Annotated in this window: 19 protein-coding genes; 10 read left to right on the top strand and 9 right to left on the bottom strand. The window is 69.5% G+C overall.

Annotated features, from left to right (window positions below):
- Window positions 1–37 precede the first annotated feature (37 nt).
- Entirely contained in the window at window positions 38–322 is a 285-nt protein-coding gene (locus tag BX604_RS09905; protein ID WP_096508681.1) for a phosphopantetheine-binding protein, read from the bottom strand.
- Window positions 323–884: 562 nt separating this feature from the next.
- Here BX604_RS09905 and BX604_RS09895 point away from each other — a divergent pair.
- The 10 genes from BX604_RS09895 to BX604_RS09850 all read left to right on the top strand — a co-directional run bounded on the left by BX604_RS09895 (window position 885) and on the right by BX604_RS09850 (window position 11207).
- Window positions 885–1529 (top strand): hypothetical protein, encoded by a 645-nt coding sequence (locus tag BX604_RS09895; protein ID WP_098552806.1) that lies wholly within the window; start codon window positions 885–887, stop codon window positions 1527–1529.
- A 65-nt stretch (window positions 1530–1594) separates the two neighbouring features.
- Window positions 1595–3328, top strand: coding sequence for an AMP-binding protein (locus BX604_RS09890; protein WP_098550582.1), 1734 nt, complete (start codon window positions 1595–1597; stop codon window positions 3326–3328).
- A complete protein-coding gene (locus tag BX604_RS09885; RefSeq protein ID WP_098550581.1) occupies window positions 3325–4299 on the top strand; it encodes an LpxL/LpxP family acyltransferase in 975 nt (324 codons plus the stop codon). The genes BX604_RS09890 and BX604_RS09885 overlap by 4 nt, the downstream gene beginning before the upstream one ends.
- Window positions 4296–4922: an outer membrane lipoprotein carrier protein LolA gene (locus BX604_RS09880; protein ID WP_098550580.1), complete on the top strand. Its 627-nt coding sequence runs from the start codon at window positions 4296–4298 to the stop codon at window positions 4920–4922. Before BX604_RS09885 ends, BX604_RS09880 begins: the two co-directional genes overlap by 4 nt.
- The gene (locus BX604_RS09875) at window positions 4922–7402 is read left to right on the top strand and encodes an MMPL family transporter (RefSeq protein ID WP_098550579.1); all 2481 of its coding nucleotides are present in this window, start codon (window positions 4922–4924) and stop codon (window positions 7400–7402) included. Before BX604_RS09880 ends, BX604_RS09875 begins: the two co-directional genes overlap by 1 nt.
- On the top strand, window positions 7399–8277 hold the full coding sequence (locus BX604_RS09870) for a polysaccharide deacetylase family protein (RefSeq protein ID WP_098550578.1): 879 nt from the start codon (window positions 7399–7401) through the stop codon (window positions 8275–8277). The genes BX604_RS09875 and BX604_RS09870 overlap by 4 nt, the downstream gene beginning before the upstream one ends.
- 63 nt (window positions 8278–8340) lie before the next feature.
- Window positions 8341–9564, top strand: a complete 1224-nt coding sequence (locus BX604_RS09865) for a beta-ketoacyl-[acyl-carrier-protein] synthase family protein (protein WP_098550577.1) — start codon at window positions 8341–8343, stop codon at window positions 9562–9564.
- Window positions 9561–10379, top strand: a complete 819-nt coding sequence (locus tag BX604_RS09860; RefSeq protein WP_098550576.1) for a beta-ketoacyl synthase chain length factor — start codon at window positions 9561–9563, stop codon at window positions 10377–10379. Before BX604_RS09865 ends, BX604_RS09860 begins: the two co-directional genes overlap by 4 nt.
- The gene (locus BX604_RS09855) at window positions 10376–10891 is read left to right on the top strand and encodes a hotdog family protein (RefSeq protein WP_098550575.1); all 516 of its coding nucleotides are present in this window, start codon (window positions 10376–10378) and stop codon (window positions 10889–10891) included. The genes BX604_RS09860 and BX604_RS09855 overlap by 4 nt, the downstream gene beginning before the upstream one ends.
- 22 nt (window positions 10892–10913) lie before the next feature.
- Window positions 10914–11207, top strand: a complete 294-nt coding sequence (locus BX604_RS09850; protein WP_098552804.1) for a hypothetical protein — start codon at window positions 10914–10916, stop codon at window positions 11205–11207.
- A gap of 88 nt (window positions 11208–11295) precedes the next feature.
- Here the strand turns inward: BX604_RS09850 and BX604_RS09845 are convergent, their stop codons facing one another.
- The 8 genes from BX604_RS09845 to BX604_RS09810 all read right to left on the bottom strand — a co-directional run bounded on the left by BX604_RS09845 (window position 11296) and on the right by BX604_RS09810 (window position 17745).
- A complete protein-coding gene (locus BX604_RS09845) occupies window positions 11296–11496 on the bottom strand; it encodes a hypothetical protein (RefSeq protein WP_098550574.1) in 201 nt (66 codons plus the stop codon).
- Between the two features lie 127 nt (window positions 11497–11623).
- Window positions 11624–12367 carry an acetoacetyl-CoA reductase gene (gene phbB, locus BX604_RS09840; protein WP_098550573.1) on the bottom strand — a complete coding sequence of 248 codons (744 nt, stop codon included), beginning with the start codon at window positions 12365–12367 and terminating at the stop codon, window positions 11624–11626.
- A gap of 228 nt (window positions 12368–12595) precedes the next feature.
- Window positions 12596–13777, bottom strand: a complete 1182-nt coding sequence (locus tag BX604_RS09835) for an acetyl-CoA C-acetyltransferase (protein ID WP_098552803.1) — start codon at window positions 13775–13777, stop codon at window positions 12596–12598.
- A 260-nt stretch (window positions 13778–14037) separates the two neighbouring features.
- Window positions 14038–14619 (bottom strand): TIGR01841 family phasin, encoded by a 582-nt coding sequence (gene phaP, locus BX604_RS09830; RefSeq protein WP_098550572.1) that lies wholly within the window; start codon window positions 14617–14619, stop codon window positions 14038–14040.
- Between the two features lie 456 nt (window positions 14620–15075).
- On the bottom strand, window positions 15076–15840 hold the full coding sequence (locus BX604_RS09825; protein ID WP_098550571.1) for a ParA family protein: 765 nt from the start codon (window positions 15838–15840) through the stop codon (window positions 15076–15078).
- A 71-nt stretch (window positions 15841–15911) separates the two neighbouring features.
- Window positions 15912–16535, bottom strand: a complete 624-nt coding sequence (locus tag BX604_RS09820; protein ID WP_098550570.1) for a DNA-3-methyladenine glycosylase — start codon at window positions 16533–16535, stop codon at window positions 15912–15914.
- Window positions 16522–17073, bottom strand: coding sequence for a G/U mismatch-specific DNA glycosylase (gene mug, locus BX604_RS09815; RefSeq protein ID WP_098550569.1), 552 nt, complete (start codon window positions 17071–17073; stop codon window positions 16522–16524). The genes BX604_RS09820 and mug overlap by 14 nt, the downstream gene beginning before the upstream one ends.
- Before the next feature lie 114 nt (window positions 17074–17187).
- Window positions 17188–17745, bottom strand: a complete 558-nt coding sequence (locus BX604_RS09810) for a single-stranded DNA-binding protein (RefSeq protein ID WP_098550568.1) — start codon at window positions 17743–17745, stop codon at window positions 17188–17190.
- Window positions 17746–17747: the final 2 nt, after the last annotated feature.

Below are 17747 nucleotides of genomic sequence, written 5' to 3'. Positions count from 1 at the left end.
TCCTCTGCGTGCCGCGTCGCGACCGCGCGTGCCGCCGTCACTTCGTGCGATGGGCGGCGACGTACCCGGCAAGCGCGCCGAGCGTCGCGAAGATCTGCTTGTTGTCCGGATTGTCCGAGCGCAGCTCGAAGCCGTATTTCTTCGAGATCAGCAGCGCGATTTCCAGGATGTCGATGGAGTCGAGCCCGAAGCCCTCGCCGTACAGCGGGGTCCCGGCCGTCACCGTATCAAGCGGGACGTCTTCGAGATTCAGTTCGCCGATGATCAGCGTGGCGAGCTCTTGTTCCAGTGCGTTCATCATGCTTGCGGGCAGGCGGCCCATGGCAGCGGAAGGCGACCGGAAACGGCAACCGTCGTGCACGCCCGGCGCGTGCAGATCTCCGTCCCTCCGGCGTCTGCCGGCTTCCCCGCCTGCGTATTTTGGGGATCGTTTGTAAAAGTTACGCGGATTCTAGACGATGGGTATCGGCCCGTATACCGCGAATGGTTACAGACTGAAGGGCCTCGCCGCAGCCCCTGCCGGGACCGGATCGCACGAGACGCTTGAGCCGCTTCGGATGTCAACGCATCGTCATCGGGCGGCGTTCAACGCACTGCCATACATTCGGTTACAAAACCCGGCCGCGCCCGTTCCGAACCGCGCTGCCGGGGCCCTAAAATGTGCGTGCACGACAGCCGGGCGATACCCGTCCCGGCTGCCATTCATATGATGTTTAACGACCCGACGACTGCGTCCGGGCCTCGATCCGTCCGATGTTTCCAGCCGCCATGCCGCGCCCGCTCGACCGTTCTGCCCAGCCTTGCCCGCCGCTTTGCGCGTCGCGTTGCCGCCATGCCGCGGCCGCCGGCAGCACGCGCCTGCCCGGCACGCCTGGAGCACGGCGATGAGCACGCTGCTGAACGTCGCGCGCGGCATCGGCGCGGTCGGCGCGGTGGCGGCCTGGCAGATCGGCGCGCACCATGCGGCCGCGACGCCCGGCGCGCACGGCTTCGGCCTCGCGATGGCGCTCGTGCCGCCGCTGCTGCTCGCGCTCGGCGCCGCGTTGCGCTCGCCGCGACGCGCGTGGCTGGTGCCGGCGTGGCTGCTGGTCGCCGTCGCGCTGTGGGCCGCACGCACGCCGCTCGCGCAGCATTTCGAATGGGGTTTGTATCTGGAGCACGCCAGCTTCAACCTCGCGATGGCGCTGCTGTTCGGCCGCACGCTCGCGGCCGGCCAAGTGCCGCTCTGCACGCGCTTCGCGACGATGATCCACGGCACGATCACGCCGGCCGTCGCACGCTATACGCGGCGCATCACGCTCGCGTGGACGCTGTTCTTCGTCGCGATCGCCGCGGTGTCGACGCTGATGTTCGCGATCGCGCCGATCGTCGCGTGGTCGACCTTCGCGAACTACCTGTCGCTGCCGCTCGTCGCCGTGATGTTCGCCGCCGAGCATGCGTGCCGGCGCTTCGCGCTGCCCGACGATGCGCGGCCGCGGATGATCGACGCGGTGCGTGCGTACCGCGCATCGACGCAGCCGTCGCGATGAATTCACGACCGGCGCGGCACCGCCTCGCGGCCGCGCCGGTCACCGCTTTCCGTTTCCGTTGATTTATGCCGACTCACCCGCTGGTATTCCATTCCTCGCCGGACCAGACGATCGCCTGGCGCGACGGCACGCCCGTCACCGTGCGCGCGTTCATCGCCGACGTCATGCGCGTGGCCGCTGCGCTGCCCGCCGGCGGCCACGTGTTCAACGTGTGCCGCGACCGCTACCGCTTCGCCGTCAGCCTGTGCGCGGCGCTCGTCGCCGGCAGGATCAGCCTGCTGCCGTCGACGCACACGCCCGAAACGGTTCGCCAGCTCGCGTCGTTCGCGCCGGATGCGTTCTGCCTGCACGACGCGCCGGACTGCACGATCGACCTGCCGCGCTTCGCCTATCCGGACGCCGCCCCTGCCGCACTCGCCGCCGACGACGACGCTCGCTTCGTGGTGCCGCAGATCGACGCGGCGCGGATCATGGCGTACGTGTTCACGTCCGGCTCGACCGGCGCGCCGGTGCCGCACCGCAAGACCTGGGGCTTCCTCGTCGGCTGCGTGCGCGCCGCGGCCGATCGCCTCGGCCTGCTTGACGGCGACGCCGCCACGCTGATCGGCACCGTGCCCGCGCAGCACATGTACGGCTTCGAATCGACGGTGCTGCTCGCGCTGATCGGCGGCCTCGCGTTCAGCAACCGCCAGCCGTTCTACCCGGTCGACATTCGCGAGGAACTGGAAGCCATCCCGCAGCCGCGCGTGCTCGTCACGTCGCCGATCCACCTGCGCGCGCTGCTGTCGGCCGGCCATGCGCTGCCGCCGGCCGCGCTCGTGCTGTCGGCCACCGCGCCGCTGTCGGAAAAGCTCGCGTGCGAAGCCGAAGCCGCGCTCGACGCGCCACTCATCGAAATCTACGGCAGCACCGAGACCGGCCAGATCGCCACGCGCCGCACGTCGCAGGGCGCGGCGTGGTCGTTGTTCCCGGAGATCCGGCTCGACGCACGCGACACGCATGACGCAGCCGATCACGGCCACGCGAGCGACGACGGCGGGCCGACCGTGTGGGTGTCGGGCGGGCACGTCGAGGCGCCCGTGCCGATGGGCGACGCGCTCGAACTGCTCGGCGACGGCCGGTTCCTGCTGCACGGCCGCAAGGCGGACCTCGTCAACATCGCCGGCAAGCGCACGTCGCTCGCGTACCTGAATCATCAGTTGAACGCGATTGCCGGCGTGGTCGACGGCGTGTTCTTCATGCCGGACGACACCGCGCCGGCCGACGGCGAATCCGTCACGCGTCTCGTCGCGCTCGTGGTCGCGCCGACGCTTGCCGCCACCGAACTGCAGCGCGCGCTGCGCGAACGGATCGATTCCGCGTTCATGCCGCGCCCGCTCGTATTCGTCGATGCATTGCCGCGCAACGAAACCGGCAAGCTGCCACGCGACGTGCTCGCCGCGCTCGTCGCCCGCCACGCGCGCACCGCAGCGGCCGACGCGCGACCGCTCGCGTTCACGATTCCCGCCGATCATCCGGCGCTGCCCGGTCATTTTCCCGGTCATCCGATCGTGCCGGGCGTCGTGCTGCTCGATCATGCGATCGCGGCACTCGGCGCTTCGCTGAACCGCCCACTGCACACGTGGCGGCTCGCTTCGGCGAAATTCCTGAGCCCGGTCGCGCCCGGCGAACCGGTCGATCTCGTGTTCGATGCGACGGCCGGCGGCGCGATCCGCTTCACGCTGCGGGTCGGCCCGCGCGACGTCGCGACCGGCATGCTGTCCGCACCGCCGGCCCCGCAGGACGGCGCGCAGCCATGAAACGCACCGCGTGGGCCGAGCGCCAGGAGCGCAGCAATGCCGCGTTGCTGCGCACGATGACATGGATCTCGCTGCACTTCGGTCGACAGCCGTCGCGCGTCGTGCTGCATGCCATCGCCGCGTATTTCGTGCTGTTCTCGCCGGCCGCCTGCGCGGCGTCGCGCAACTACCTGCGTCGCGCGCTCGGCCGTCCCGCGCGCTGGCGCGACGTATACCGCCACGTGTTCACGTTCGCGGCGACGATCCACGATCGCATCTACCTGATGAACGGCCGCTTCGACCTGTTCGACATCCGGCTGCACGGTGCAACGCTGGTCGACGACGCGCTCGCCGGCGGCCGCGGCGCGTTCCTGATGGGCGCCCACCTCGGCAGCTTCGAAGTCGTGCGCGCGATCGGCCGCACGCGTCCTGACCTGCGCGTCGTCGTCACGATGTATGAAGAAAACGCGCGCAAGATCAACGCGACGCTCGCCGCCGTGAACCCGGCCGCGAAGCCCGAAGTGATTCCGCTCGGGCAGGTCGATTCGATGCTGAAGGTGCGCGAGCGGCTCGACGCGAACTGCATGGTCGGCATGCTGGCCGACCGCACGCTGCTCGACGATGCGGCCGCGTCGCTGCGCCGGCTGCCGCTGCTCGGCGCGCCGGCCGCGTTTCCGCTCGGGCCGCTGTACATGGCCGCGATGCTGCGGCGTCCGGTGCTCTTCATGACGGGCCTCTACCGCGACGGCAACCGCTACGATGTGCACTTCGAGACGCTCGCCGATTTCTCGGACGTGCGCCGCGATGCACGCGCGGCGGCCGTCGACGCGGCGCTCTCGCGCTATGTCGCGCTGCTCGAGCGGCACTGCCGCGCGGCGCCGTACAACTGGTTCAACTATTTCGATTTCTGGCGGAACGACGACGCTGCCGCGCGCCGCGACGATGCGCGCGCACCCACCGACCCGACCGCCACGAGGGACTCCGACGCATGACCGCCGTTCACCGCTCCTTGCTTCCGCTCGCGCTGCGCCGCGCGGTGCGCACGTTCGCCGTCACGGCCACAGTCGCGCTGGCCATGCCCGCGCATGCCGCCGACACCGGTTCGGCGTGGACGCTCGACCGGCTGATGGCGACGCTCGCGCAGCACAAGTCCGGCCGCGCGACGTTCACCGAGACGAAGACCCTGTCGATCGCCGCGCAACCGATCGAATCGTCGGGCGAACTCGTGTTCGTCGCGCCCGACCATCTCGAGAAGCACACGCTGCGCCCGAAGCCCGAACATCTCGTCGTCGACGGCGACATGCTCACCGTGGAGCGCAACAACCACACCTACACGCTCGCGCTTTCGCGCTACCCGGAACTCGGCGCGTTCATCGACAGCATTCGCGCGACGCTCTCCGGCAACCGCTTCGCGCTCGAGCAGGTCTACAAGGTCGCGCTTACCGGACGCGGCGACGACTGGACGCTGACGCTCACGCCGCTCGATTCGCGGATGCTGAAGGTGGTCAGCACCATCACGCTCGAAGGCACGCGCGACGTGTTGCGCAGCGTCGCGATCCGGCAGGCCGACGGCGACCATTCGGTGATGCGCCTGCAACCCGTCGCCGCGAACTGATGGACGAACGCACCCGGCCGCCCGCCCCCGTCGCTCGCCGCGTGCCTGCGTGGCAGCGGCGCGCCGTGCTCGTGTGGCTGGTCGTGCTCGTCGCATGCGGGATTGCAATCGCTCGCGCGAACTTCACGGCCGACCTGTCCGCGTTCCTGCCGCGCGCGCCGAGCGCCGGGCAGCGCGTGCTCGTCGACCAGTTGCGCGACGGCATCGTGTCGCGGCTGATCCTCGTCGCGATCGACGGCGGCGACGCGACCACGCGCGCCGCGCTGTCGCGGCGCGTGGCGGGCACGCTGCGCGCGGACCGGCAATTCTCGGCGGTCAACAACGGCGAAGCCGTGAACGACGCGCGCGACCAGCAGTTCGTGTTCGACCATCGCTACCTACTGAGCCCGACGGTCACGCCGCAGCGCTTCAGCGCCGACGGGCTGCATCAGGCGCTCGGCAATAGTCTCGATTTGCTGAGCTCGTCGGCGGGCCTCGTCGCGAAGGCGATGCTGCCGCGCGACCCGACCGGCGAAGTCGGCGCGCTCGTCGATCAGCTCGACAGCGGCGCGCAGCCGGCCATGCGTGACGGCGTGTGGGCGTCGCGCGAAGGCACGCGCGCCGTGCTCGTCGTGCAGACGGCCGCCGCCGGCGCCGACACCGACGCGCAGGCACGCGCGATCGACGCGGTGCGCCGCGCATTCTCCGCCGCGACGCAGGCACTGCCGAACCCGGCCGCGTACTCGCTCGCGATGACGGGCCCCGGCGTGTTCTCGGTCGAAACGCGCGACACGATCCGGCACGACGTCGAGCGGCTGTCGACGGCGAGCGTCGTGCTGATCGTCGCGCTGCTGCTCACGCTGTATCGCTCGCCGCGCACGCTCGCGCTCGGGCTGCTGCCGGTGCTGACGGGCGTCGCGGTCGGCATCGCCGCGGTCAGCATCGCGTTCGGCACGGTCCACGGGCTGACGCTCGGCTTCGGCACGACGCTGATCGGCGAAGCCGTCGACTATTCGATCTACCTGTTCGTGCAATCGGCGCCGGGCGCGGCGCGCGGCACTGAACGCCCCGCCGACGCGACACGCGCATGGATCGCCGCATACTGGCCGACGATCCGGCTCGGTGTGCTGACATCCGTGTGCGGCTTCGCGTCGATGCTGTTCTCGGGCTTCCCCGGCCTCGTGCAGCTCGGGCTGTATTCGATCGCCGGGCTGACGTCCGCCGCGCTCGTCACGCGCTTCGTGCTGCCGCACCTGCGCGGCGAACACGTCGCGATTCGCGACGTGTCGCGCGTGGGCGCCGTGCTCGCGCGCGCGGCCGCTGCGGCGCCGCGGCTGCGCTGGCCGCTCGCCGTGCTCGTGCTCGCCGCGTGCGCGACGCTCGTGCTGCATCGAGGCGGCCTGTGGAGCCGCGAGCTCGCCGCGCTGAGCCCCGTTCCCGCCCGCGCGCAGGCGCTCGATGCGCGCCTGCGTGCCGACGTCGGCGCACCCGACGTGCGCTACCTCGTCGTGATTTCCGCGCCAACCCAACAGGCTGCGCTCGAACGCGCGGAAAAAGTCGCCGCGCAATTGCAGCCGCTCGTCGACCGCGGTGCGCTCGCGGGCTTCGAAAGTCCCGCGCGCTACCTGCCGAGCGACGCCGCGCAGCGCGCGCGCCAGGCGAGCCTGCCGGCGCCCGACGTGCTCGCCGCGAGGATGCGTGACGCGGTCGAGAACCAGCCGATCACGGTCAAACCCGGGCTGTTCGCGCCGTTCATCGCCGACGTCGACGCCGCGCGTCACGCGCCGCTGCTCACGCGCGCGGATCTGCGCGGCACGTCGATGGCGCTCGCCGTCGACGCGCTGCTGACCGAGCGCGCCGGCCGCTGGAGCGCGATGCTGCCGCTGCGCGCCCCGGATCTCGCGCGCCCCGCCGCGCAGCCGGCGCCCGGGCTGGATGCCGCGCCGGTCCGCGCGGCCGTCGCGCGCGCCGGTGTGCCCGATGCGCTGTTTGTCGACATGAAGGCCGAGGCCGATCGCCTGTACGTGAACTACGTGCACGAGGACATCCGGCTGTCGCTCGCCGGCTTCGCGGCGATCGCCGTACTGCTGCTGATCGCGCTGCGCTCGCCGCGCCGCGTCGTGCGCGCGCTCGCGCCGCTCGTCGCGGCCGTGCTGGTGGTGGCCGCGGGCTTCGCGCTCGCCGGCGTGCAACTGACGATCCTGCATCTCGTCGGGATGCTGCTGATCGTCGCGGTCGGCTCGAACTACGCGCTGTTCTTCTGCAAGCGCGACGACGCGCAGCCGGTCACGCCGTACACGCTCGTGTCGCTGCTGATCGCGAACCTCGCAACCGTCGCCGGCTTCGGGCTGCTCGCGCTGTCGCGCGTGCCACTGCTCGAAACCTTCGGGCTGACCGTCGGCCCCGGCGCGATGCTGGCGCTCGCGTTCGCGGCGATACTCGCACCGCACACGCCGCCCACCGGTAGCCCGCGACCGCATCCGACCGGAGGTCGCGCATGAACACACGCTCATCCGTTGCATCCGTTGACGACGCGCGCCGCTGGAAGCCGGCGCCGCTGATTGCCGGGACGGCCGCGCTGCACGTCGGCGCGCTCGCGGCCGTGGTCGCGCAGCCGGCCACGTGGACGTGGGCCGCCGGCAGCGTGGTCGCATCGCATCTCGCGCTGACCGCGGCCGGCCTGTGGCCGCGCAGCACGTTGCTCGGCCCGAACTGGACGCGCCTGCCGGCCGGCGCCGGCCGCCGGATCGCGCTGACGATCGACGACGGCCCGGACCCGGACGTCACGCCGCGCGTGCTCGACCTGCTCGACCGCCACGATGCGCGCGCAACCTTCTTCTGCATCGGCGATCTCGCGCGCCGCCATCCGCAGTGGATCGAAGCGATCGTCGCGCGCGGCCATGCGATCGAGAATCACAGCCAGCGGCACCGGCATACGTTCTCGCTGTCGGGGCCCGCCGCACTGCGGCGCGAGATCGCGGCCGCGCAGCAGACGCTGACCGACATCGCCGGCATGCGCCCGCGGTTCTTCCGCGCGCCGGCCGGCCTGCGCAATCCGTTTCTCGAACCGGTGCTGTGCGAGCTCGGCCTGCAGCTCGCGAGCTGGACACGGCGCGGCTTCGACACGCGGGCGCACGACGCAAGCACCGTCGCGCGCCGCCTGCTGAAAGACCTCGCGCCGCGCGACATCCTGCTCGTGCACGACGGCCACGCGGCCCGCGATGCACGCGGCGAGCCGGTCGTGCTCGACGTGCTGCCGGCGGTGCTGCGCGCGGCCGCCGATGCGCAGTTGCACTGGATCACGCTGCGTGCCGCGCTCGAGCCCGAACCGCCCGGCCAGACGGGCATTGCGGCCCCCCCGTTTGATAAAATCTGACCACGCCCGGCGCGCCCGCCAGCCTCGCTGCGGCGCCCGTTCCGGCCACCGGATGCGACCTTCGTGAAACCTCTCCTGCTCTCGCACTTCACCGCCACCAGCTGCATCGGCCGCGGCCTCGACGCGACGCTCGACGCACTGCGCAATGCGCGCGGCGGGCTCGTGCCGTGCAACTTCGAACGCGCCGATCTCGATACCTGGATCGGTGCCGTGGACGGCCTCGATGCGCAGCCCGTGCGCGCGGATCTCGCCGACTTCGACTGCCGCAACAACCGCCTCGCGCAACTCGGCCTCGTCCAGGACGGCTTCGACACGCACGTCGCGGCGGCCGTGTCGCGTTACGGCGCGGCGCGCATCGGCGTGTTCATCGGGACGAGCACGTCCGGAATCCTCGAGACCGAGCGCGCGTACGAGCACCGCGATCCGGCCAGCGGCGCACTGCCGGCCGGGTTCCGCTATGCGCACACGCACAACCCGTATTCGGTCGCCGCGTTCGTGCGCGCGTATTTCGCGCTGCGCGGGCCCGCAACGGCGATCTCGTCCGCGTGCTCGTCCGGCGCGAAGGTGTTCGGCTCCGCACGCCGGATGATCGACGCGGGGCTGATCGACGCGGCCGTCGTCGGCGGCGTCGACTCGTTGTGCCTGACGACGCTGTACGGCTTCAATTCGCTCGAACTGCTGTCGCGCCGGCCGTGCCGGCCGTTCGACGTCGCGCGCGACGGCATCTCGATCGGCGAGGCCGCCGCGTTCGCGCTGCTCGAACGCGTGCCCGATGCGCCCGCCGCGCTCGACGACGATGCGATCCTGCTGCTCGGCATCGGCGAATCGAGCGACGCGCATCACATGTCGTCGCCCCATCCGGAAGGGCTCGGCGCGCGCATCGCGATCGAACAGGCACTCGCATCGGCGGGCCTCGACGCGAGCGGGATCGACTACGTGAACCTGCACGGTACCGCGACGCCCAGCAACGATGCCGCCGAAAGCCGCGCGGTCGGCGCGCTGCTCGCGCGCACGCCGTGCAGCTCGACCAAGGGCGCGACCGGCCACACGCTCGGCGCCGCCGGGGCACTCGAAGCCGTCGTCGCCGCGCTCGCGTTGCGCGAGCAGTTCGTGCCGGCCGGCGTCAACACGACGCAACCCGACCCGACGCTGGCCGCCGATTACGTGCTCGCCGGCCGCGACGCGCGCCTGCGCACCGTCCTGTCCAATTCGTTCGGCTTCGGCGGCACGAATTGCAGCCTGATTCTCGGCCGCGCCGAGCCTGCCAGCCGCCGGGAGCCGACATGATGCTGACCGCCTTCATCGAAAGCGTCGGGCTGATCGGGCCGGGACTGAACGACTGGCCGCACGCGGCCGACGTGCTCGCGGGCCGCGCCACCTATGCGAGCGGGCGCACCGTGCTGCCACCGCCGGCCGGCCTGCCGCCGGCGGAACGCCGCCGCACCGGCCCCGTCGTGCGCGTCGCGCTCGCGGTCGGTCACGAAGCGGCCGCCGCGAGCGGGCGCGATGCAGCCACGCTCGCGACCGTGTTCAGCGCATCCGGCGGCGACGGCCAGAACTGCCACACGATCTGCGAAACGCTCGCCGGCGACGATCGCCAGCTGTCGCCCACGCGTTTCCACAACTCGGTGCACAACGCGCCGGCCGGCTACTGGAGCATCGCGGCGCATGCGATGGCGACGTCGAACGTGCTGTGCGCGCACGACGGCAGCTTTTGCGCGGGCCTGCTCGAGAGCCTGTGCCAGGTCGTGGTCGACCGCGTCCCGGGCCTGCTGATCGCGTACGACACCGACTATCCGGAGCCGCTGCACGCGGTGCGGCCGATCGTCGACGCATTCGGCGTCGCGCTCGTGCTCGCGCCCGACGCGACGGCGCGCACCCTCGCACGCATCGACGTGCAGCTGACCGACGCACCGGCGACCACGCTCGCGAATGCCGAGTTCGAAGCGTTGCGCACCGGCAATCCGGCCGCGCGCGCGCTGCCGCTGCTCGACGCGCTCGCTGCGCGGCGCGCGGCGCGTGTCGTGCTCGACTATCTGCCCGATACGCGCGTGCAGGTCGATGTCGCGATACCGGATACCGCCGCGGAGCACGCGCAATGACCACGCCCGCATCGACGCCCATACCGACGCTCGATCGCGCGTGGATCGCCGCGCATATCCCGCACGACGGCGCGATGTGCGTGCTCGATCGCGTCGACGCCTGGGATGCCGCACGCATCCGCTGCAGCGCCACGAGCCATCGCGATCCGCACAATCCGCTGCGCGCGCAAGGCCGGCTCGCATCGGTCTGCGGAATCGAATATGCCGCGCAGGCGATGGCCGTGCACGGCGCGCTGCTCGGCACGCAGCAGGCCGAGCAGGCGCGAGCGCGCGTCGGCTATCTCGCCAGCGTGCGCAACGTCGACGCATTCGTCGACCGGCTCGACACGTTCGAGCTGCCGCTGACCGTCGATGCCGAGCGCATCGGCGGCGACGGCCGCTCCGTGCTGTACGGCTTCGCGCTGCGCTGCGGCGAGCGCTTGCTGCTCAGCGGCCGTGCCGCCGTGATGCTCGATGCATCGGCGGCCGGCGCATTTCGTCCGTCGCCGGTTGGCGACGCCGATCCCCGATGAATTTGCCCAAGGAAATCAGGTCGTGAAAGCACGTCAGTTCATTCGCACCGCGCTCGTTCTCGCGCTGATCAGCCCGCTCGCGCACGCGGACATGTCCGAAGTGAAGCAGGACATCAAACGGGATTCGAAGGAAGCCGCCCACAAGACCGGCGAGGCCGCGCGCGGCTTCGGCCATGCGACCGCGAGCGCCGCGAAGACGGTCGGCCACGGCATCGCGCATGCATCGCGCGAAGGCTGGGATGCCACCAAGCGCACGACGAAGCGGATCTTCCACAAGAGCGATTCGGGCGAAGACGCTCAGAAGAAGAGCGATTGAACGCGGGCGGTACGCGCATCGTCGACCGGATGCGTGAGATGCGAGGTGCGGCACGGTGCGTGAATCGCACCGCGCCGCACCGCCGCCGTCATCGCGCGCCACTGCGGTTGCGGCGCGCCGGCCCGCACGCGAGGCGCTTGCCGTACGCGACGAACCAGCAATCGCGATGATCGAAGTTGCGCAGCAGCCGCGCGCGGCGCCGCTCCAGCCAGTGAAGCGCGATCGCCATCGTCAGCGCGACGGCCAGTGCCGAGCCGCCGATCGCGAGTCCCATCCAGGTGTCGCCCATGCGTCCTCCGGAATGCGAGGCCGGTGCCGCGCGCGTGCGCGCCGCCCCGGCGCTGGATACAGCGGGAGCGCGACCCGGACACACGCCCGAACGCCGCCGGAGCGCCGGACCGCCGGGTCGCCGCGCGTCAGTGCATGTGCTGGCCGCCGTTGATCGCGATGTTGGAGCCCGTCACGAAGCCGGCTTCCTCGGAGCAGAGATACGCGACCAGCGCGGCGACTTCCTCCGGCTGACCGAGCCGTCCCGCCGGAATCTGCGGAAGGATCTTCGTATCGAGGATGTCCTGCGGGATCGCCGTCACCATCTTCGTCGCGAGGTAGCCCGGCGACACCGTGTTCACCGTCACGCCCTTGCGCGCGATCTCGAGCGCGAGCGATTTGGTGAAGCCGTGCATGCCCGCCTTCGCGGCCGCATAGTTGGTCTGGCCGACCGAGCCCTTCGAGCCGTTGACCGACGAGATGTTGACGATGCGCCCCCAACCGCGCTCGACCATGCTGTCGCAGACCGGCTTGGTCATGTTGAACACGGAATCGAGGTTGGTGCGGATCACCGCATCCCAGTTCACCTTGTCGAGCTTGCGCAGCGTCATGTCGCGCGTGATGCCCGCGTTGTTCACCAGAATGTCGACCGCGCCGACGTCCTCGGCGATCTTCTCGATGCACTGCTGGCACGAGTCATGATCGGCCACGTCGACCGGATACGCGTGGAATTCCCGGCCGGCCGCGTGCATCTCGGTCAGCCAGCGATCGGCGCCGGCATTGTTCGGCGAATACGTGACGACGACCTGGTGACCCGCATCGTGCAGCCGGATGCTGACCGCTTCACCAAGACCGCCCATTCCACCTGTCACAACTGCAATTCGCTTAGTCATCCTATAAGTTACCGACAAAAAAGGAGTCAATGATGCGGAGCGACGGCATGGCACATGCTGCCGCCCCACCGCTGCGATGCGTGCCCCCCTTTGCGGGCAGGCACGCACCGGAACATCACGCTTGTTGTTGGTTACGTGTTCCGCGCGAAAACTGCTTCGCGCGCGTGCGGCGCAGGCCGGCGCCGCACACGCGCCATATCGTCGTCAGACCTCTGCGCGAGGCCCTGCTCAGCCGCGTTCGACCGCGAGTGCGACGCCCATCCCGCCGCCGATGCACAGCGACGCCAGCCCGCGCTTCGCGTCGCGCTTGACCATCTCGTGCAGCAGCGTCACCAGGATCCGGCAGCCCGATGCGCCGATCGGGTGGCCGATCGCGATCGCGCCGCCGTTCACGTTCACCTTCGACGTGTCCCAGCCCATCTGCTTGTGCACCGCCAGCGCCTGCGCCGCGAATGCCTCGTTGATTTCCATCAGGTCCAGATCGCCCGGCGTCCAGCCCGCTCGCTCCAGCGCGCGGCGCGAGGCCGGCACCGGACCCATCCCCATCACGCTCGGATCCACGCCCGCGTTCGCGTACGCCTTGATCCGCGCAAGCGGCGTCAGGCCGAGGGCCGCCGCCTTCTGCGCCGACATCACCAGCACCGCGGCTGCGCCGTCGTTCAGGCCCGATGCGTTCGCGGCCGTCACCGAACCGTCCTTCGAGAACGCCGGCTTCAGGCCCGCCAGCGATTCCGCCGTCACGCCGTGACGCACGAATTCGTCGGTCGCGAACTGCAGCGGCTCGCCCTTGCGCTGCGGAATCGACACCGGCACGATCTCGTCGTTGAAACGGCCGGCCTTCTGCGCGGCTTCCGCCTTGTTCTGCGACAGCGCCGCGAACGCGTCCTGCTCTTCGCGCGTGATCCCGTATTCCTTCGCGACGTTCTCCGCCGTGATGCCCATGTGGTACTGGTTGTACACGTCCCACAGGCCGTCGACGATCATCGTGTCGACCAGCTTCGCATCACCCATCCGGAAGCCGTCGCGCGAGCCCGGCAGCACGTGCGGCGACGCGCTCATGTTCTCCTGACCGCCTGCGATCACGATCTCCGCGTCGCCTGCCATGATCGCGTTCGCTGCCAGCATCACGGCCTTCAGGCCCGAGCCGCACACCTTGTTGATCGTCATCCCCGGCACTGCGCTCGGCAGGCCGGCCTTGATCAGCGACTGGCGCGCCGGGTTCTGCCCCGAGCCCGCCGTCAGCACCTGACCCATGATCACTTCGCTCACCTGATCGGGCTTCACGCCCGAGCGCTCCAGCACCGCGCGAATCACCGTCGCGCCGAGTTCCGGTGCTGCAACCTTCGCGAGCGAGCCGCCGAATTTGCCGACCGCGGTCCGCGCGGCCGATACGATCACTACGTCCGTCATGTTCAATTCCTGCATCGAAATCAGTGGGTCGATCCGTATTGCGTGCCGGCGCCGGCACGGCGGGCGTGGCGCGCAAGCGCCACGCTCGCGGGCTGCGGCCGCATGCTCACGCGTTCATGCGCGCGGCACGCTCCGCATGATCCTGCCGTGCCCGGGCACGCCGTGGCGAACCGGAGGTACGCCAACCGCCACGCGGCACACGCGGCGGCCGACGCCATCCGGCGCCGGTCAATCGTGTCGCGCCGATGCGCGACACGCGGTCATGCTGCCGATTCGCGCGAAGCGGCTTCCTTGCGTGCAGCGGCCGCCGTCTGCTTGCCGCCGCGCGCCGCCGTTTCGCTGACCGCGTCGAAGCCGCTTTGCGCGGCTTCGATCGCCTGGCCCGCCGCTGCGCGTACGGAGTCGGCCGCGGCCGTTGCCGCGGACAGTGCCGAGTTCAGCGCGGCGACCACCGGAGCCGAGCCGGCCGGCGCATGCTTCGTCAGTTCGCCGAACACGTCCTTCACGCGCTTGTCGGTCTGCTCGTACTGCGCTTGCGCGACCTTCGACCATTCGGCCTGCGTCGACACCGCGATGTCGAACAGATGGCGGCTGTACGCGACGGCCTTGCCGGCGGCTTCCTGCGGTGCGGCCACTTGCTGCGCGAAGCCGGCAGCCGGGTTGCTGGCGTTGAATGCGTTCTTCAGCTTGTCCTCGTACTCTTCGAGCGCCGTCTTGGCCGCTTGCAGGTTGAGTTCGACGACGGCCTCGAAACCGTGGATTGCCGGGCGGGCAATTGCGAACCACGCGGCGATTCCGGACTGATAATCGGCGGCGAATTTTTCGGGGGCAAATACGGACATCGGGCACGCTCCTGTTAGCAATGCGAGAGACGACGTAAAGAAAATGGAAGTCAGGTCGATCGCCTGCTCCCTAATTCACGACCCGCGCGCTATTGAATGCGGGAAGTCGAGGATCGCCATTCTAGAGGCATTAATTGTCAATTAAGTGGCATTAATGCTAGGGGAAAACCCTTAAATCCGGAATGGCCGTTGGCGTCCGGGCACCGGCAGGCAACGGGGCCGGTTCACAAGGTGCTGTTTCAAAATGGCTTTTTCATTTTTACAGCATAACGTATCGCCGTGATCCGCAACATTTACCCCGTCATTATTCCCGTTATTAGAAAAAAGGTTGCCATTGAAACGGATAACGCCGCCCGTGTAATCGTTTTTACAGATTTATTTTGAAACCGTTTCCGGGATTATTAATGACGCATTCAATGATCCGATGAATTACGACATGCAACTGCGGCACCCGCCTCACCCGGCCAATTCGCGATGCAGCGCGCGAAACTCCTGCGCGAGCTTGTGCGTCGGTTCGAGGTGGATCACCGGGGTCGACTGCTGATGCGATTCGCGGATCTTCACCGACGCCGACAGCCTCGACGCCAGCACCGGCAGCCCTTCGTCGACGAGTTCGTCGACCAGCCGCTGCGGCAGGCTCGCGCGTGGCTGGAACTGATTGATGACGATCCCTTCGACCTCGAGCGCCGCGTTGTGGTCCTGCTGGATTTCCTTCACGTTCTCGAGCAGCGTGTACAGCGCGCGACGCGAGAAGTCGTCGCAGTCGAACGGGATCAGGCAGCGCTCGACCGCGATCAACGCCGAGCGCGTATAGAAGTTCAGCGCGGGCGGCGTATCGATGTAGACGGCATCGTAGGTGTCGAGCTCGTTCAGCGCGTCGCGCAGCTTGTAGATCTTGTAGCGCGATTCCAGCTTGCCGTGCAGCGTGTCGAGATCCGGATGCGCGGGCATCACGTCGAGACCTTCGAACGGGGTCGGATGGATGAACGACGCGACGTCGACCGGACGGAAGTTGAAGGTCAGCGCGGTCTCGAAGAATTCGGCGACGCCGGGATGCGCGTCGGCCGCGCCATCGCCGAGCAGGTAACGCGTGGAATTCGCCTGCGCATCGAGGTCGATGACGAGCGTGCGCAGCCCTTCACTCGCACTGATCGCCGCCAGGTTGCAGACGATCGTCGATTTGCCCACGCCGCCCTTCTGGTTGAATACGACCCGCCGCATTGTGTCCCCTTCGATTGAAACGTCGAAAGATCCAGCTTAGCCGGTCAATCATGGCGGCCGCGTGACATCCGTCAGATGCGCGGCAACGTGCCCGATACATAACGGTTGCCCGGCACGCTCCACCGCCACGGCAGATCCATGCCGACGCGAATGCCGATGCGCGGCCCGCCCGCCAGATTGGCGGGCGGCGCCATGCCGTCGTCCACGATCGCGAAGCCGTCGCGGGCAGCGACCAGATCGACGCCGTCCTGCGCGCCGCCGATGCCGAGCGCCTGGGTCAGCCGGGCCGGCCCGCGGCACAGATCGCGATCGCGTGTCAGCGGCGGCCGTGCCGCGCGCATCCGTTCGAGCCCATGCAGCGGTTCCAGCGCCCGGATCAGCACGCCCGTGCCGGCGCCGTCCGGCCCGCACACGCAATTGCAGCACCAGTGCATCCCGTAGGTGAAATAGACGTACATATGCCCGGGCGGCCCGAACATCGTCGCATTGCGCGGCGTCTTGCCGCGATAGGTGTGCGCGGCCGGGTCGATCGCGCCGGCATAGGCTTCCACTTCGACGATGCGGCCGGCGCGGCCGTCGGCGGCCGCGAGGATCTTGTTCAGCAATTGCGGCGCGACGTCGGGGGCCGAGCGATCGAAGAACGCGCGCGGCAACACCGTGCCCGGCCAGTCCGGCGCGCGCTTATTTCGCGTCATTCCGCACCTCCGGCCGCAGGCTGTCGGAAACCGCTTGCGCCGCCACGCGAAGCTGACGATACGCGTCGACCAGTTCGTCGAGACTGAATGCGCGGTTTCTGCCGCTCGGGTTCGGCAGGATCCAGACGGCCGCGCGCTGCACGCGCGCCGGTTGCAGCCCCCATGCGATCTCGCGTTGCCCGGACAGCGCCGCATAGGCGGCCTTGCCCAGGAACGCGACGAAGCGCGGCGCGTAACGTTCGAGCTTCTGCTCGAAGACGGCCGCGGCAGCGACGAATTCGTCGTGCGACAACTGATCTGCACGCGCGGTCGGCCGCGGTACGACCGCCGTCAGCCCGCAGCCGTACCCGAGTATCGTCCGGTCGTCCTGCGGCGCGATTTCGTCCGGCGTGAAGCCCGCGAGATGCAGCACGCGCCAGAAGCGGTTGCTCCTTCCCGCGAAGTGATGGCCGGTCGCGGCCGCGGCCATGCCGGGGTTGATCCCGCAGAACAGCACGTCGAGATGCGGGGCGATGATGTCGGGGAGTGCGTCAGCCACGTTCGGCCTCGCGCGTGAGGGACGTAAACGAAAAAAGACCCGAAGGTCCACGCCAGGCAATTCGCCTGGTTCGGACATTCGGGCCCTTTCCTGTGCGGGATACCGCCGTGACGGTCAGAACGGGATATCGTCGTCCATCTCGTCGAAGCCGCCGCCTGCCGGCGCGCTCGGACGGCTCTGGCCGCCGCCCGCACCGCCGCGCGGCGCGCCGCCGGCACGACCGCCGCCGCCACCGCCGCGTTCCATCTGTTCGCCGCCGCGACCGCCGCCACCACCACCGTAGCCGCCGCCGTAACCGCCTTCGTCACCGCCACCGCCCCCGCCCCCGCCGCCCGCACCGCGGCCGCCGAGCATCTGCATTTGATCCGCGACGATTTCGGTCGAATAGCGATCCTGGCCGTCCTGGCCTTGCCACTTACGCGTGCGGATGCGGCCTTCGATATAGACCGACGAGCCCTTCTTCAGGTACTCGCTGACGATTTCGGCGAGGCGGCCGAAAAACGCGACGCGGTGCCACTCGGTCATTTCCTTGAAATCGCCGCTCGCCTTGTCCTTGTAGCGATCGGTCGTTGCGAGACGAATGTTCGCAACCGCGTCGCCGCTCGGCAGGTAACGGACTTCAGGATCGGCGCCGAGATTGCCGACGAGGATGACCTTGTTGACGGATGCCATGT

The sequence above is a fragment of the Burkholderia sp. JKS000303 genome (genome assembly GCF_002563755.1).
Taxonomy (GTDB): Bacteria; Pseudomonadota; Gammaproteobacteria; order Burkholderiales; family Burkholderiaceae; genus Burkholderia; species Burkholderia anthina_B.
The sequence above is the reverse complement of the archived record's forward strand: the minus strand, read 5'-3'. Positions and strand labels throughout refer to the sequence as shown.